14 protein-coding genes are annotated in these 15,871 nt (G+C 37.7%); all 14 read left to right on the forward strand.

Features of this window, described 5'->3' with window-relative positions; translation table 11 throughout:
* Positions 1 to 73: 73 nt before the first annotated feature.
* Positions 74 to 718: a dTMP kinase gene (gene tmk / locus QUD79_RS07385; RefSeq protein WP_184424006.1), complete on the forward strand. Its 645-nt coding sequence runs from the start codon at positions 74 to 76 to the stop codon at positions 716 to 718.
* On the forward strand, positions 708 to 1,703 hold the full coding sequence (locus QUD79_RS07390; RefSeq protein ID WP_184424007.1) for a DNA polymerase III subunit delta': 996 nt from the start codon (positions 708 to 710) through the stop codon (positions 1,701 to 1,703). Before tmk ends, QUD79_RS07390 begins: the two co-directional genes overlap by 11 nt.
* A gap of 3 nt (positions 1,704 to 1,706) precedes the next feature.
* Positions 1,707 to 2,033, forward strand: coding sequence for a PilZ domain-containing protein (locus tag QUD79_RS07395; RefSeq protein ID WP_184424008.1), 327 nt, complete (start codon positions 1,707 to 1,709; stop codon positions 2,031 to 2,033).
* A gap of 81 nt (positions 2,034 to 2,114) precedes the next feature.
* The gene (locus tag QUD79_RS07400; protein ID WP_184424009.1) at positions 2,115 to 2,885 is read left to right on the forward strand and encodes a TatD family hydrolase; all 771 of its coding nucleotides are present in this window, start codon (positions 2,115 to 2,117) and stop codon (positions 2,883 to 2,885) included.
* A 564-nt stretch (positions 2,886 to 3,449) separates the two neighbouring features.
* Positions 3,450 to 4,142, forward strand: coding sequence for a GntR family transcriptional regulator (locus QUD79_RS07405; RefSeq protein ID WP_184424010.1), 693 nt, complete (start codon positions 3,450 to 3,452; stop codon positions 4,140 to 4,142).
* 25 nt (positions 4,143 to 4,167) lie between these two features.
* On the forward strand, positions 4,168 to 5,070 hold the full coding sequence (gene prpB, locus QUD79_RS07410; protein ID WP_184424011.1) for a methylisocitrate lyase: 903 nt from the start codon (positions 4,168 to 4,170) through the stop codon (positions 5,068 to 5,070).
* Between the two features lie 78 nt (positions 5,071 to 5,148).
* Positions 5,149 to 6,273: a bifunctional 2-methylcitrate synthase/citrate synthase gene (gene prpC, locus QUD79_RS07415; RefSeq protein ID WP_184424012.1), complete on the forward strand. Its 1,125-nt coding sequence runs from the start codon at positions 5,149 to 5,151 to the stop codon at positions 6,271 to 6,273.
* Between the two features lie 1,105 nt (positions 6,274 to 7,378).
* Positions 7,379 to 9,967 (forward strand): Fe/S-dependent 2-methylisocitrate dehydratase AcnD, encoded by a 2,589-nt coding sequence (gene acnD / locus QUD79_RS07420; RefSeq protein ID WP_184424013.1) that lies wholly within the window; start codon positions 7,379 to 7,381, stop codon positions 9,965 to 9,967.
* An 84-nt stretch (positions 9,968 to 10,051) separates the two neighbouring features.
* Entirely contained in the window at positions 10,052 to 11,230 is a 1,179-nt protein-coding gene (gene prpF / locus QUD79_RS07425; protein ID WP_184424014.1) for a 2-methylaconitate cis-trans isomerase PrpF, read from the forward strand.
* 173 nt (positions 11,231 to 11,403) lie between these two features.
* On the forward strand, positions 11,404 to 12,165 hold the full coding sequence (locus QUD79_RS07430; protein ID WP_184424015.1) for an SIMPL domain-containing protein: 762 nt from the start codon (positions 11,404 to 11,406) through the stop codon (positions 12,163 to 12,165).
* Positions 12,166 to 12,249: 84 nt separating this feature from the next.
* Positions 12,250 to 12,723, forward strand: a complete 474-nt coding sequence (locus QUD79_RS07435) for a GAF domain-containing protein (protein ID WP_184424016.1) — start codon at positions 12,250 to 12,252, stop codon at positions 12,721 to 12,723.
* A 2-nt stretch (positions 12,724 to 12,725) separates the two neighbouring features.
* Entirely contained in the window at positions 12,726 to 13,007 is a 282-nt protein-coding gene (locus QUD79_RS07440) for a hypothetical protein (RefSeq protein ID WP_184424017.1), read from the forward strand.
* 24 nt (positions 13,008 to 13,031) lie between these two features.
* Positions 13,032 to 13,685, forward strand: a complete 654-nt coding sequence (gene proQ, locus QUD79_RS07445) for an RNA chaperone ProQ (protein WP_184424018.1) — start codon at positions 13,032 to 13,034, stop codon at positions 13,683 to 13,685.
* Positions 13,686 to 13,700: 15 nt separating this feature from the next.
* Complete coding sequence (gene prc, locus QUD79_RS07450) at positions 13,701 to 15,734, forward strand: carboxy terminal-processing peptidase (protein WP_184424019.1); 2,034 nt, start codon at positions 13,701 to 13,703, stop codon at positions 15,732 to 15,734.
* Positions 15,735 to 15,871 lie beyond the last annotated feature (137 nt).

Genomic DNA, 15,871 nt, shown 5'->3' on the forward strand with positions numbered 1-15,871 from the left:
AATTAAGTGATCTGTTTTAGCCAGTAGAAATGATCACATAGTTAGTGAGATTGGTATAACAATAGAGAATACTATGCATAAAGGGTTTATGGTTGTTTTTGACGGTAGTAATGGCGCGGGTAAAACAACAGTAATAAATGAGGTGGAGAAGTACTTAATCTCAAAAGGTTTAGCCGTTACATTAACCAGAGAGCCTGGCGGAACACATATTGGCGAAAAAATTCGTGAGATTATATTAGACCCTACCACACCAGAAATGTGTGATTTAGCAGAGTTGATGTTATTTGGTGCCGGTCGTGCTCAACATATACAAGAAAAAATTAAACCAGCGCTTTGTGCTGGTAACATTGTTATTTCTGATAGATTTGATGCTGCAACCTTTAGTTTTCAGCATTACGCACGAGGAATTGATCTCGACACCATTATTCAAATTAATAATTTAGCGTTAAATGGGTTTAGCCCAGAAATGAATATTATTTTAGACTTAGACCCCGTTGAAGGTTTAAAAAGAGTTAAAAGTCGCGGGGAAGGGCTTGACCGTTTAGAAGACGAGAAGTTAGAATTTTTAATTAAAGCCCGTAATGGCTATTTGATGCAGGCGAAGCAGCAGCCAGAAAAGTTTAAAGTAGTTGACGCCTCTCAATCTAAAGAAAAGGTATTAGCTGATGTAATCAATATTATAGATTCATTGATTAAAAGCAGTAAAAATGATGAGTAATGCTAATAATACGCAGATAATTGAACATCAGCGTTCACTCTCTCAATTAATACAACTAGAACGCATGCCTCATGCATTTATAGTTACAGGAGTTACAGGTACAGGAAAGTTAGCTTTATCGCGTTGGTTAATCAGTGTACTTGCGTGCGAGCAATGTGTTATGGGGTCAAAGGTAAGCCAGTTACCAAATGAACATCATGATATTTTATACCCTTGTGGACAGTGTAAGTCATGTCAACTACTTAGTGGTCAAGCTCATCCTGATCACTTAATTGTCGATCACATCGGTAATAATATTGGTGTTGACCAAATAAGAAAACTAACCTCTTTTTTTGAGAAAACAGCTTTATTAGGTAAAAGGCAAACCGCTATTATTGAATCAGCTGAGAAGATGACCGAATCTGCGGCGAACGCATTACTAAAAACATTAGAAGAGCCTAATGCGTATAGTCATATTATTTTATTAACAACTGAAATTGAACGCTTAATTCCTACTATTATTAGTAGATGCCGCCATATTGCGTTAAGAGCGACAAAGCAGACACTTAAAGGTAATGCCAATGGTGACACAGCGACAACTTTTGCTGGCTTTGCCTCTGAAGAAAATAGTGTAGATGCTGTTCAATACAATGAATTTACAACTTTATTTTACCAATTTATTGCAGAACCATCCTCACGCAGTAAAATATTAACGTTTATGCAAGCACAGCCATTATCATTAAGTTGGTGCGAGCTGGCTATTGTTGATTTAATGCGTTTTAATAATAACTGGCTTAATGTTTCACCAGATACCGTTATCGAAGAACAAGCACTTGCGCGCCTGCGTCAGTTAACACAAGATGATATTTGGCAATTACATACCTTGATCAGCGCTTGTAAAAAGCAGATACTAACCTTGACTCAAGCAAATAAAGATTTTCAAATAGAAAAACTACTTTCTGAGTTCAGATGTTTTTTAATTGAAGTATATGAAAAAAATAGGTAACACGTGGAAATAATACAACTAGAATTTGTAACCGAGCGAGACTTATACTTAGCTTATATGCCATTTTTAAAAAAAGGCGGCCTGTTTATTCGCACCACTGAATCTATTGATTTAGGTACTGAAATTAAGTTAATTGTTACTTTACCTGACTCGCTTGAAGAATCTGAAGTAGAAGGTAAGGTAGTTTGGGTTACACCTTTAGGTTCTCAGAATGGCACTCCATCGGGAATTGGTATTAGCTTTGTTGAAGACCCTGAAAATGTAAGAATCCAAATTGAAAAGTCAATAACTCGTTTACTTAACTCATCTGAGCCTAGCTTTACTATGTAAATAAAAATCTGAGTGTTTTTATATATAGTAAATCGTTAGCACTTCAATTTCCTATAAAATATATATTCCTAAGGAGTCACTTTGTTTATTGATTCACATTGTCACCTTGACCGTTTAAAACTTGAAGAGTTTGACAATGATCTTAATCAAGTAATACATAACGCAGAGCAAGCATTAGTTAGCCAGATGCTTTGTGTCAGTGTAACGCTTGCTGACTTTCCCCAAATGGTGGAAACAACTGAAAAATTTAATAATGTGTATTTAAGTTGTGGTACGCACCCATTAAACCAGGCAGATGAAGTTGACGAGAGCTTATTACTAAATTTAGCCCAGCATGAACGCGTAATTGCAATTGGCGAAACTGGCTTAGATTACTTTTATGCGCCTGAAACCAAAGCAGTACAAATAGATTCTTTTCGTAAACACATTCGTGTTGCTAAAAAACTTAATAAGCCATTAATTATTCATACCCGCGATGCTCAACAAGATACTTTAGCGATAATGAGAGAAGAAGGAGCTGAGCAGATAGGTGGAATATTGCATTGTTTTACAGAGACTTGGGAGATGGCAGAGCAAGCAATAGCCATGGGGTTTTATATTTCATTCTCGGGTATAGTAACGTTTAAAAATGCACATGAATTGCGTGATGTCGCAAAAAAAGTACCTAACGACAGAATACTGATAGAAACAGATGCGCCTTATCTTGCCCCCGTGCCACATAGAGGTAAACAAAATCAACCGGCTTACGTAGTTGAAGTGGCAAAACACTTAGCGAGTATACGTGGTCAGTCGGTTGAAGAGATTGCCGAAATCACTTCACGAAACTTCAACACCTTATTTAATTTAAGCTAACCTAATTTAACTTATACCACAAAGGGTATTACCTTTCTTTTTCTATAAAAATAGCCCGAAACAAAAGTTTCGGGCTTAGGGGTATGGCTCATAAGGAGATGAGCCGTGCGCTAACAAATTTATATACAGCCAAATATAAATAACTTGATGTTGCGAGCATCGGTTAATAAATAACCTGTATAATTAATTGTAGTGTAAAGTTATTCAAATGCTAATTAAATTTTAATATATTTTAACCTAATGACTTTAATCAGTTTATTTTACTGTTGAAGTGTTGGTTCACGAGTGTTTTTTAGGGTTAAGCACCGGAAATGCACATGTTATTCACAGCTTGTTGTTGGATTGGTGTACATGATCGTTCAACAAGTCGCCTTTTTGTAACAACTTCATATCATGCGGTATTGATATAATAAAATTGTCGACACTTTTTGCTTTATATGTCCGTTAAATAGCGGTTTGCGTTTGTTTTTTGCGCTTATTGTCCGACAATAACTTGCTTTCGTTCTTGACATAGATGTTATTTACGTTACCATTCTACTTATACCTAACTACTGTTAATCATTAATGGCATCTAATAATCCAACACAACAAATAGCAATTACTACGGCTGATAAAGTATTCCAACAAATGCAAATTGCTATTGTTGAAGGTGAAATTGCTTCCGGTAGTAAAATTAGTGAACCAGAACTTGCTAAACAGTTTCAAGTCAGTCGCTCTACACTAAGAGAAGCTTTAAATCGTCTAGAAAAATGTCACTTAATAGAACGAAAGGCTAATGTTGGTGCTCGTGTTATTGAGTGCACAATTAAAGGGTTACTTGATATTTATGTTGTTCGTGAAGCCTTAGAAGGAATGGCGTGTCGACAAGCTGCGCACAATATGACAGATGATGAGATTATAGAGATAAAAAAAATGCTGGCTCAGCATGCATCATCTAAAGACCTGCAAAATGGCGTTGCTTATTATCAAGAGCAGGGCGATCTTGATTTTCACTATCGCGTTATTTTAGGTAGCCACAACCAAGAGCTAATTAATATTTTATGTGGGCAATTATATCATCTTGTTCGTATGTACCGATGTCAGTTTGGTATGAATAGTCCAAGAGCAAGTAAAGCCTTTACTGAGCACTCTAGAATTGTTGAAGCTATTGCTGATCGCGATGGTGAGCTAGCCGAATTATTGATGCGCCGTCATATCGCAGCATCACGAAAAAATATAGAAAATAAAATAGCACTTAAAGATTCTGCAAGTGCATAAACTCGTTAAGAAATAAGGACAAGTTATGTCTACGCTAAACTCTAAAAATCTATCACCTGGTGCAAAGTTTCGTCAAGCGCTAGTCAATAACAAACCATTACAAGTCGTCGGCACTATTAATGCCTACTGCGCTATGATGGCTGAGCAATTAGGCCATCAAGCTATTTATCTATCTGGTGGTGGTGTTGCTAACGCCTCTTATGGCTTACCTGATTTAGGGATGACTTCACTTAATGATGTTATTGCTGATGTACAACGCATAACATCAGCTTCAAGCTTACCCTTGTTAGTTGATATTGACACAGGTTGGGGCGGTGCATTTAATATCGCTAAAACTATTCGTGATATGGAAAAGGCTGGAGCTGCAGCTGTTCACATGGAAGATCAGGTTGCACAAAAACGTTGCGGTCATCGTCCAAATAAAGAAATTGTTTCTACAGAAGAAATGGTAGATCGCATTAAGGCGGCAGTTGATGCTCGTATTGATAAAGACTTTTTTATCATGGCGCGAACAGACGCTTTTGCACAAGAAGGTTTAGATGCAGCTATTGCCCGTGCTAAAGCTTACGTAGCTGCTGGCGCTGATGGAATTTTTGCAGAAGCTGTACAAACTGAAGAACATTATAGAGCATTCACTGAGGCCTTAGATGTCCCCGTTCTTGCAAATATAACTGAGTTTGGTCAAACAGAGCTTTGGAACAAAGAACAATTAGGCCAATGGGGCTGCGCTATGGTGCTTTACCCATTATCAGCATTTAGAGCGATGAATAAGGCAGCTGAGTTAGTTTATAAAACATTACTAGAAGACGGTGATCAAAAAGCGGTAGTCGATACAATGCAAACTCGCATGGACCTCTATGACTACCTAGGTTATCACGATTACGAACAAAAACTTGATGCGCTATTTTCTGAAGGCAAAAATAAATAAACGTTTGATTTTTGGTATCGCGTAACTAAAAGTTAAATTATAAAATTATATAAAGTATATGAATATTAGGGAGTTAACATGGTTGATAAAAAATTAAGTGGCGCAGGCTTGCGTGGCCAAAGTGCTGGTGAAACCGCATTATGTACGGTAGGAAAATCAGGCAGTGGCTTAACCTATTGCGGATATGATGTTTCAGACTTAGCAGACAACGCAACGTTTGAAGAAGTTGCATATTTACTTTTTAATGGTGAACTACCGACACAAACGCAGTTATCTACTTATAAGAGTGAATTAGCTGCAATGCGAGATTTACCTCAAGCGTTAAAAGAGGTTTTACAGCGTATACCTGCTAGTGCGCATCCAATGGATGTTATGCGAACAGGCGCGTCATTTTTGGGTAATTTAGAACCAGAAGAAAACTTTGACCAGCAACATCAAGCAGCAAATCGTTTATTAGCTGCTTTCCCTGCGATAATGACATACTGGTATCGTTATTCGCATGACAAAGTAGAAATTAACTGTATAACCGATGAAGACTCTACTGGCGGCCACTTTCTCAAATTGTTAACAGGTAATACGCCTTCTGAGTTACACCGTCGAGTAATGGATGTTTCGTTAATTTTATATGCAGAGCATGAGTTTAACGCCTCTACCTTTACTGCTCGCGTTTGTGCTTCTACGCTATCTGATATGTTTTCATGTGTAACAGCTGCGATAGGATCTTTACGTGGCCCATTACATGGTGGCGCTAACGAAGCGGCAATGGATATGATTCAAACATTCAAATCTCCTGAGGATGCTAAAGTACAAATGGCAGGAATGCTTGAGCGAAAAGAAAAAATTATGGGGTTTGGTCATGCTGTTTACAGCACATCTGATCCGCGTAACGTTATTATTAAAAAATGGTCTGAGAAATTAAGCCAAGAATTTGGTGATAGCGCTTTATATGACATTTCTGTTGCTTGTGAAGAGTTTATGTGGGACACCAAAAAACTATTTTGTAATGCAGATTTTTTTCATGCATCTGCTTATCACTTTATGGGAATACCAACTAAACTATTTACACCAATCTTTGTATGTTCGCGTTTAACTGGTTGGGCTGCACATGTAATGGAGCAACGTTCGAATAATCGTATTATTCGTCCATCAGCTGATTATATTGGCGCAGAGCCACGAGCTGTTAAACCTATTGATCAAAGATAGTATTTATTCGTACAAGTGAGATGAACTAACTATCATAAGTTGAACATTAAGATGTTTTCAGTGTTTTTGCCTGATTATCATTGTTTTTTAATTGTAGGTCGGCATTTATGCCGTCAGCTAACTAGCTTTTAGCTAGTGTGGATAATTGATGGGCTTATCGGTAATTGCTCATGCATTACCCTACTACCGCCATCCTTGGCGGCAAAGCCCAACCTACAAAAAATTGATAATTTCGCTTAATTTTTTATGCATGATTATCATTGTTTTTTTAATTGTAGGTCGGCATTTATGCCGTCAAATAGCAAGCTATCAGCTAGTGTGGATAATTGATGGGCTAAAGCCCAACCTACAAAAAATTGATAATTTCGCTTAATTTTTTATGCCTGATTATCATTGTTTTTTAATTGTAGGTCGGTATTTATGCCGTCAACTAGCAAGCTATCAGCTAGTGTGGATAATTGATGGGCTTCTCGGTAATTGCTCCTGCATTACCCTACTACCGCCATCCTTGGCGGCAAAGCCCAACCTACAAAAAAATGATAATTTCGCTTAATTTTTTATGCCTGATTATCATTGTTTTTTAATTGTAGGTCGGCATTTATGCCGTCAGCTAACTAGCTTTTAGCTAGTGTGGATAATTGATGGGCTAAAGCCCAACCTACAAAAAATTGATAATTTCGCTTAATTTTTTATGCATGATTATCATTGTTTTTTAATTGTAGGTCGGCATTTATGCCGTCAAATAGCAAGCTATCAGCTAGTGTGGATAATTGATGGGCTTCTCGGTAATTGCTCCTGCATTACCCTACTACCGCCATCCTTGGCGGCAAAGCCCAACCTACAAAAAATTGATAATTTCGCTTAATTTTTTATGCATGATTATCATTGTTTTTTAATTGTAGGTCGGCATTTATGCCGTCAGCTAACTATCTTTTAGCTAGTGTGCGTATTTGATACGCTAAAGTCGAACTACATATAAAGTAATGCTTTTTCTTGATGTATAACCCATGAACTATCAATAATTAGCAATAAATAGTTATCAAGAAGATGTTTATACCGCAGGTATAGGCATTTTACCTTTTAAACAAAATTTGTAGGCAACAATATGAATTATGATTATCGCAAGCCACTCCCAGGCGCAAACATAGACTTTTTTGATACTCGAGAAGCTGTTGAAGCAATTCAAGCTGGCGCTTATGCAAAATTACCTTATACCTCTCGTGTACTTGCGGAACAATTAGTACGTAGATGTGATCCTGCAAAGTTAACAGCGTCACTGAAGCAGCTGATAGAACGTAAACAAGATTTAGATTTTCCTTGGTATCCAGCACGTGTTGTTTGTCATGACATATTAGGGCAAACCGCATTAGTTGATTTGGCTGGTTTACGAGATGCAATTGCTGAGCAAGGTGGTGATCCTGCTAAAGTAAATCCTGTAGTACCAACGCAACTGATTGTAGATCACTCGCTAGCAGTGGAACATGCGGGTTTTGATCCTGAAGCATTTGATAAAAATAGAGCGATTGAAGACAGACGTAATGAAGACAGATTTCACTTTATTGAGTGGACTAAAACCGCATTTAAAAATGTTGATGTTATACCTGCGGGTAATGGCATTATGCATCAAATTAACTTAGAGAAAATGTCGCCAGTTATTCAATCAAGAGATGGTGTTGCCTTTCCAGATACTTGTGTTGGTACAGATAGCCATACTCCACATGTTGATGCACTAGGGGTAATCGCTTTAGGCGTTGGTGGTTTAGAAGCAGAAACGGTTATGCTAGGTAGACCATCTATGATGCGTTTACCTGATATTATTGGGGTTAAACTGACCGGTCAACGTCAAGAAGGTATAACCGCTACTGATATCGTTTTAGCTATTACTGAATTTTTACGTAATGAAAAAGTAGTTTCAAGTTACTTAGAGTTTTTTGGTGAAGGTACTGTAAATTTAACAATTGGTGACAGAGCCACTATTTCCAATATGACACCTGAATACGGTGCATCAGCAGCCATGTTTTACATAGATCAACAAACTATAGACTACTTGAAGTTAACAGGTCGTGAGCCTGAACAAGTTGCCTTAGTTGAAACATATGCTAAGCATACAGGCCTTTGGGCAGACGATTTAGTTGAAGCTCAATATGAACGAGTTTTAGAATTTGATTTATCAAGTGTATGTCGCAATATGGCTGGCCCTTCAAATCCACATCGCCGACTTCCTACTACAGAATTAGCTAAACGTGGTATTGCTGGTGAGTGGAATAAAACGTCTGAATTTATACCTGACGGTGCGGTTATTATTGCCGCTATTACCAGTTGTACTAATACTTCTAACCCAAGAAACGTTGTAGCTGCTGGTTTAATTGCTAAACGCGCTAATGAATTAGGTTTAATTCGTAAACCCTGGGTTAAATCATCTTTTGCACCTGGCTCAAAAGTAGCAAAATTATATTTGGAAGAGTCTGGCTTACTAACTGAAATGGAAAAACTAGGTTTTGGTATAGTTGGGTATGCTTGTACTACTTGTAATGGTATGTCTGGTGCATTAGACCCTGAAATACAGAAAGAAATAGTCGATCATGATTTATATACCACAGCGGTTTTATCAGGCAATCGTAATTTTGATGGACGTATTCACCCTTATGCCAAACAAGCTTTCTTAGCATCACCTCCACTCGTTGTTGCTTATGCAATTGCTGGTACTGTTAGGTTTGATATTGAGCAAGACGCTTTAGGACTAGACAAAAATGGTGAGCCAATTACCTTAAAAGATATATGGCCTACCGATGCTGAGATAGATGTAATTGTGAATAAATTTGTTAAGGCTGAGCAGTTTAAAAAAGTGTATACGCCAATGTTTGATTTAGGTGCGTTTGAACCGGCCGAAAGCCCATTATACGATTGGCGCCCACAAAGTACCTATATTCGCCGACCTCCATATTGGGAAGGTGCGCTAGCTGGTGAATGTGAAATGAAGGGCATGAGACCACTCGCTGTATTGGGTGATAATATTACTACTGATCATTTATCACCTTCAAACGCCATTATGTTAGACAGTGCTGCAGGCGCTTATCTAGCGAAAATGGGGTTACCTGAAGAAGACTTTAACTCTTATGCAACGCATAGGGGGGATCATTTAACGGCGCAACGAGCAACATTTGCAAACCCTAAGCTTTTTAACGAGATGTGCCGAGATGAAAGTGGCGAAGTAAAACAAGGCTCACTCACGCGTATTGAGCCCGAAGGTGTCGAAAGTCGGATGTGGGAAGCAATAGAAACCTATATGGAGCGTAAACAACCATTAATAATAATTGCTGGTGCTGATTATGGGCAAGGGTCATCACGCGACTGGGCAGCTAAAGGTGTACGTTTAGCGGGTGTTGAAGTTATTGTAGCGGAAGGCTTTGAGCGTATACATAGAACTAACCTTGTCGGTATGGGCGTTCTGCCATTAGAGTTTACAAACAACGAAACGCGACATACCTATGACATTGATGGTAGTGAAACTTACGATGTGGTAGGTGAAAACACGCCAGGCGCACTACTTAAAGTTGTAATGACACGTCGCAATGGCGATGTTGTCGAAATACCAGTTAAGTGCCGTATAGATACTGAAGAAGAATTATCAGTGTATGAAGCAGGTGGAGTGCTTCAACGTTTTGCCCAAGACTTTTTAGCATCTAACCTTTAAAAAAAGGTTTGGCGTTACTTTAGTAAGTTGTGAATTAACATTCGCAACTTATATTACTCATTTTATTACAGCAGGATCATATAAGTGACATATTTACCGCAATTAAAAATACCAGCAACGTATATGCGTGGTGGTACATCTAAAGGTGTATTTTTTAACTTAACTGACTTACCTAAATCAGCGCAAGCTGCAGGTGAGGCACGCGATAAGCTGCTACTGAGAGTAATAGGTAGTCCAGATCCTTATGGTAAACATACTGACGGAATGGGGGGAGCAACATCAAGTACGAGTAAAATAGTTATTTTATCTAAAAGCACTAAAGATGATCACGATGTTGATTATTTGTTTGGTCAAGTTTCTATCGATAAGCCCTTTGTTGATTGGAGTGGTAACTGCGGTAATCTAACGGCTGCGGTGGGTTCCTTTGCCATTAGTAATGGACTGCTAAATGCTGATCGTATACCTGATAATGGCATTGTTGAAGTAAAAATTTGGCAAGCCAATATAAACAAAACAATTATTGCCCATGTACCTATCGTTAATGGTCAAGTACAAGAAACTGGTGACTTCGAACTTGATGGTGTGACTTTCCCAGCGGCCGAGGTGCAAGTAGACTTCGTTGCACCTGTTGAAGCGAGTGAGGCTATGTTTCCTACGGGAAATATTGTTGATGATCTTGTTGTTGAAGGTTTTGGTACATATAAAGCGACAATGATTAATGCAGGTATTCCTACCATCTTTCTTAATGCTGACGCGATAGGTTATGAAGGTACTGAGTTGCAGGACGCAATTAATAGCGACGATAAAGCATTAGAAATGTTCGAGACTATTCGCGCATATGGTGCGGTTAAAATGGGGTTGATTGATAATATAGCCGAAGCAGCGGGTCGACAACATACCCCAAAAGTTGCTTTTGTTAGTCAAGCTCAAAATTACATTACATCGAGTAATAAACAAGTAAATGCCGAGCAAATTAACCTACATGTACGTGCGCTTTCTATGGGGAAATTACATCACGCTATGATGGGTACTGCCGCAGTTGCTATTGGTACTGCCGCAGCAATCCCAGGCACATTAGTGAATTTAGCTGCTGGCGGAGGTAGTTTAAATTCAGTTGTTTTCGGCCATCCTTCTGGGACATTAAAAGTTGGTGCTGAAACAGTTAAGTCAGGTAACCAATGGCAAGTGAATAAGGTAACAATGAGTCGAAGCGCTAGAGTATTAATGGAAGGGTGGGTACGTATTCCACAAAACCTTACGTAAATTCATATTTAACGATCAATATAATGTGCTATTAGCGAAACAACACTCGAATTAATTGGTGGTAAGGTGTTGATACGCCATTGTTGTATAAGCTTACAAATGTTCATATTCCGTTCATTCACAGTGCGTTATAGTATCCGTTAAATATTGTTAACAAAGCAAAAGGAAATTATATGCTAATTCGTCATTTAACTTTAGTTTTAGGGCTGAGTTTCTTATCAGCAATTGTTCATGCAAGTGATAGTGGAATCGAAGTTGTTGGTAAAGCAGCAATTAAAGCTGTACCAGATCAATTTTCGATTACACTTGAGATTAAACAACGTGGTGTTGTTGCCAGTAAAGCAAAGGCAATTGTTGATAATAAAAGCCGTTTAGTAATGCGTGAGTTATCTAAGATTGGTTTTGAAGACAAAGCAATAGATTCCTCAAAAATTATTATGTTTCCAGTATATGAGAAACCTTCGATAGTCATTGATAATTCAATAGCCAAAACTCGTATGTCAGACAATCAAAAAATTGAAACACCACTACACGTGTTAACATCTGAAAAAAATAGTGTGGTGTTAAGTTATTTTGATGTTACCAGAACTTTTATTATTGCTTTTGATGATCTAGCAAAATACGATCAATTGCTTGATGTTGTTACTAAAGTAGGAGTAAGCCATATATCCTCTTTAACAATGTCATACAAAGATAGTGAGGCGATTTATCAGCAGGCTCTTGAACAAGCGCTACAGAACGCTAAGAATAAAGCTCAAACTATTGCCAAACAAATGAACGTTAAATTAGCTGGATTAACATCGTTAAAAGAAACTGGTTATCATGCGCCACAAGCTTACGCAATGATGAGCGAAGCCAGAGGTTTTCGTTCTAGTGTCTCAGAAAAAGAAGTTTCCGCTCAAGTTATCGCCAACTTTGCGATAAAATCTAACTAAATTTATCCATTTTCCGTGATAATGCTTTAACTAAATGCATTATCACGGTATCTTATGCGCAATTTTAATCATTAGCAAAATAGCATGAAAAAAACAGAATTTTATCGGCAACTTATTGCGCAAGCTGAAGTGTTAATTGCGGGTGAAAAAGATGTTATCGCTAATATGGCCAATATCAGTGCCTTATTATTTGAGTCTTTAGAACACGTTAATTGGGCTGGCTTTTATCGGATGATCGATCAAGAGTTGGTATTAGGACCTTTTCAGGGTAAAGTAGCGTGTATACGCATACCTGTTGGAAAAGGTGTTTGTGGTACGGCTGTTTCAGAAGGGAAAACACAGCGTGTTGCTGATGTTCACCAATTTAGTGGGCATATAGCTTGCGATGTAGTGAGTAATTCTGAAATTGTTATCCCTGTTTTATATCAAGAGAGAATTGTTGCGGTATTAGATATTGATAGCGTAGTTTTTTCTCGTTTTGATGAAGAAGATCAGCAAGGGTTAGAAGCTTTAGTTCATTGCTTAGAAAAAAATATCGCCACTTATGGTGATCAATAACCATGAAGGAATTTATTGATATTCATGATTATTTAATCTCAGAGGCTGTTGTTGGTGATTGGGATGGTGATGAAGAATTAGTTTGTGAGAAAATAAATGAAATTTATCATACTCTCTATGACTATGCAGAAGAAGATATAGCACCAGAAGAGTTAACATTTTTGTTAGAGTTGGTGTGGGAACATTGGATTGGGCAAGATGTTTTGCCTGAATTAGAAAGTGAAGATATTAGCGATTGGTGCCACAATTTATTAACCAATCGTGACCAATATCTTACCGATTAAGATTAAAGAATTTAAGTTGTTTTTATGGAAACTAAGCGTACAAGTACAAAAGAAATTATCGCCTATTTAGTAGAAAAATTCCCAGGGTGTTTTTCATTAGAAGGGCCAGTCAAGCCACTAAAGGTTGGTATATTCCAAGAGTTAGCAGAACAACTTGCGGATGACGAAACCGTCAGCAAAACTCGTTTACGTCAAGCATTAAGGCACTATACGAGTAGTTGGCGCTACCTTAAGGCAATTAAATTAGGTGCTTTTCGCGTAGACATTACAGGTACTGAAGTTGCTGAAATCGACCAAGCACAGGCTGATTACGCAAGCAAAACATTAAAAGAAAGCCAAGAAAAGTTTGGTAACAAAATTAATAAAGACAAACCAGCGAAAAAACCTTATAAAGGTAATAACAACGCAAGTGAGAAAACAACCAGCAAACAGCCTAAACCTAAAGACACTGAAAAGTTCAAATCAGTTAAAGCAAAAAAAACAGCGCCTGCAAAACCAGCTGTTAAGCTTAAACCTATCGAAGATAGTGCATTAACAGTAGGTAATAAGGTGAAAGTTCAACTTGGTAATTCACCTTTAGATGCAATAATTACTGAAGTAGCGGGTAAAGATGTTAGCGTACAGCTTAACTCGGGCATGGTTGTTAAAACACAAGCAAAAAATATTTTTACTGAATAATTTGGAGTAACAGGCATGCTTAAAATCTGTCGTATCGCTGTAGCCGTATCAATATCAATAGCTAGTGCAACTCTATTTGCACAGCCTAAAGATGTTGAAGAAACGACGTTACCGACTTTAACACCTGAAAGTCAGCATGCCACATCAAGTAAGCGGATTACTGCTCAATTTACTCGTGCGCACTACAAACCCGTTGAAATTAATGATGAGCTATCAGGGCAAATTTTTGATCGCTATATTGAGCAACTTGATTACAGCAAGAATGTTTTTTTATCTTCAGATGTGGAATCTCTCAAAAAGTATCGTTTAGAATTTGACGATGTGGTTTCACGCGGTAAATTAGACAGTGCTTATGAGATTTTTAACTTTAATATGCAACGACGTATGGAACGTTACCAGTATGCGATTAGCTTACTAGACAAACCATTCGACTTTACTATTGATGAGTCTTATTCATTCGACCGAGAAGAAGCCGAATGGCCAACTTCAGTTGCCGAGTTAAATGAGCTATGGCGACAACGCGTTAAGTACGATGCGCTAAATTTAACGTTAGCAGGTAAAGAGTGGGAAAAAGTAAAAGAAATACTCACCAAGCGTTATAAATATGCAATTAAACGTTTAAAGCAAAGCGAAAGTGAAGATGTTTTTCAAATTGTAATGAACAGTTTTTCACGCGTTGTAGAACCGCATACCTCTTATTTATCGCCAAGAAACGCAGAACGTTTTCAAATGGATATGAACTTATCCTTAGAAGGAATTGGTGCGGTCCTTCGTGCTGAAGAAGACTATACCGTTATACAAAGTGTTGTTACAGGTGGCCCTGCTGATAAGTCTAAGCAATTAAAACCTAAGGACAGAATTGTAGGTGTAGCACAAAAAGATGATGACTTTGTTGATGTAGTAGGGTGGCGTTTAGAAGATGTAGTTGACCTTATAAAAGGCCCAAAAGGTAGTAAAGTTAGACTACAAGTACAAGGTGATGTTGATAACAATGACGATACTATCAAAGTGGTTTCAATTGTTCGTGACAAAATAGTGCTAGAAGACCGAGCTGCTAAATCAAAAGTTTATTATGAAAAAGAAGGTGATGAAAATAGTAAAAAGTTAGGTGTTATTACTATCCCTAGTTTTTATAACAACTTGTCACGCGATGTTAAAAAAGAAATCGACAAACTCAAAAAAGAAGATGTGAAAGGTATTATTGTTGACTTGAGAGGCAATGGTGGCGGCTCATTACCAGAGGCAACTTTATTAACAGGTCTATTTATTGATAAAGGACCAGTGGTTCAAGTACGAGATGGCGCCAATCGAATAGCGGTACAGCGCGATAAAGACGGCATTAGTTATTATGATGGACCATTAACTGTTATGGTAGATCGATATAGTGCTTCGGCGTCAGAGATATTTTCAGCAGCTATTCAAGATTATGGTAGAGGAATTATTGTCGGTGAACATACCTTTGGTAAAGGCACTGTTCAACAACATCGACCATTAGGCCGTGTTTATGATCTTTATGAAAAGCCTTTTGGTAGTATTCAATACACCATTGCAAAGTTTTATCGTATTAATGGTGGTAGTACGCAACACCGTGGTGTACTGCCCGATATAGCGTTTCCTACAGCTGTTGACCCTGAAGAATGGGGTGAAAGTAAAGAGAAAAACGCATTGCCATGGGACCAAATACGTAAAGCAAGATACAGCAAACTTGATGATATGGAACCAAGTATTGCTTACTTAAGTGAACTATATGAAGAACGTATTAAGTCTAATCGCGAGTTTAACTACTTACTCAGTGATATTGAAGAATATAAAATAGAAAAAGAAGATAAAACAATTTCGTTAAATCTTGCAAAGCGTAAAGCTAAGAAAGAGGAGCGCAAAGCTAAACAGCTACAACGTGCTAATGAGCGACTTGTTCAAATGAATAAAGAAAAAGTAGAGTCTTTAGATGATTTACCTGAAGAGTTAGAGGAGCTTGACCCATTTTTAGATGAAACAGCCCGTATAACTTTTGACTTTGTTTCTTTAGGTCAACTCGCGAAAAAGTAAATATACTCAATCTTCTTGTACAACCGCCTGTTTAGGCGGTTTTTCTTATCGTTTGATTGAAAACCTTAGAAAATTTTATTAAAAATAAAATAGATATGTTTTAGATTCATTCACAGAATGTGAATAATTACTTATAA

The organism is Thalassotalea piscium, assembly GCF_030295935.1.
GTDB lineage: Bacteria > Pseudomonadota > Gammaproteobacteria > Enterobacterales > Alteromonadaceae > Thalassotalea_B > Thalassotalea_B piscium.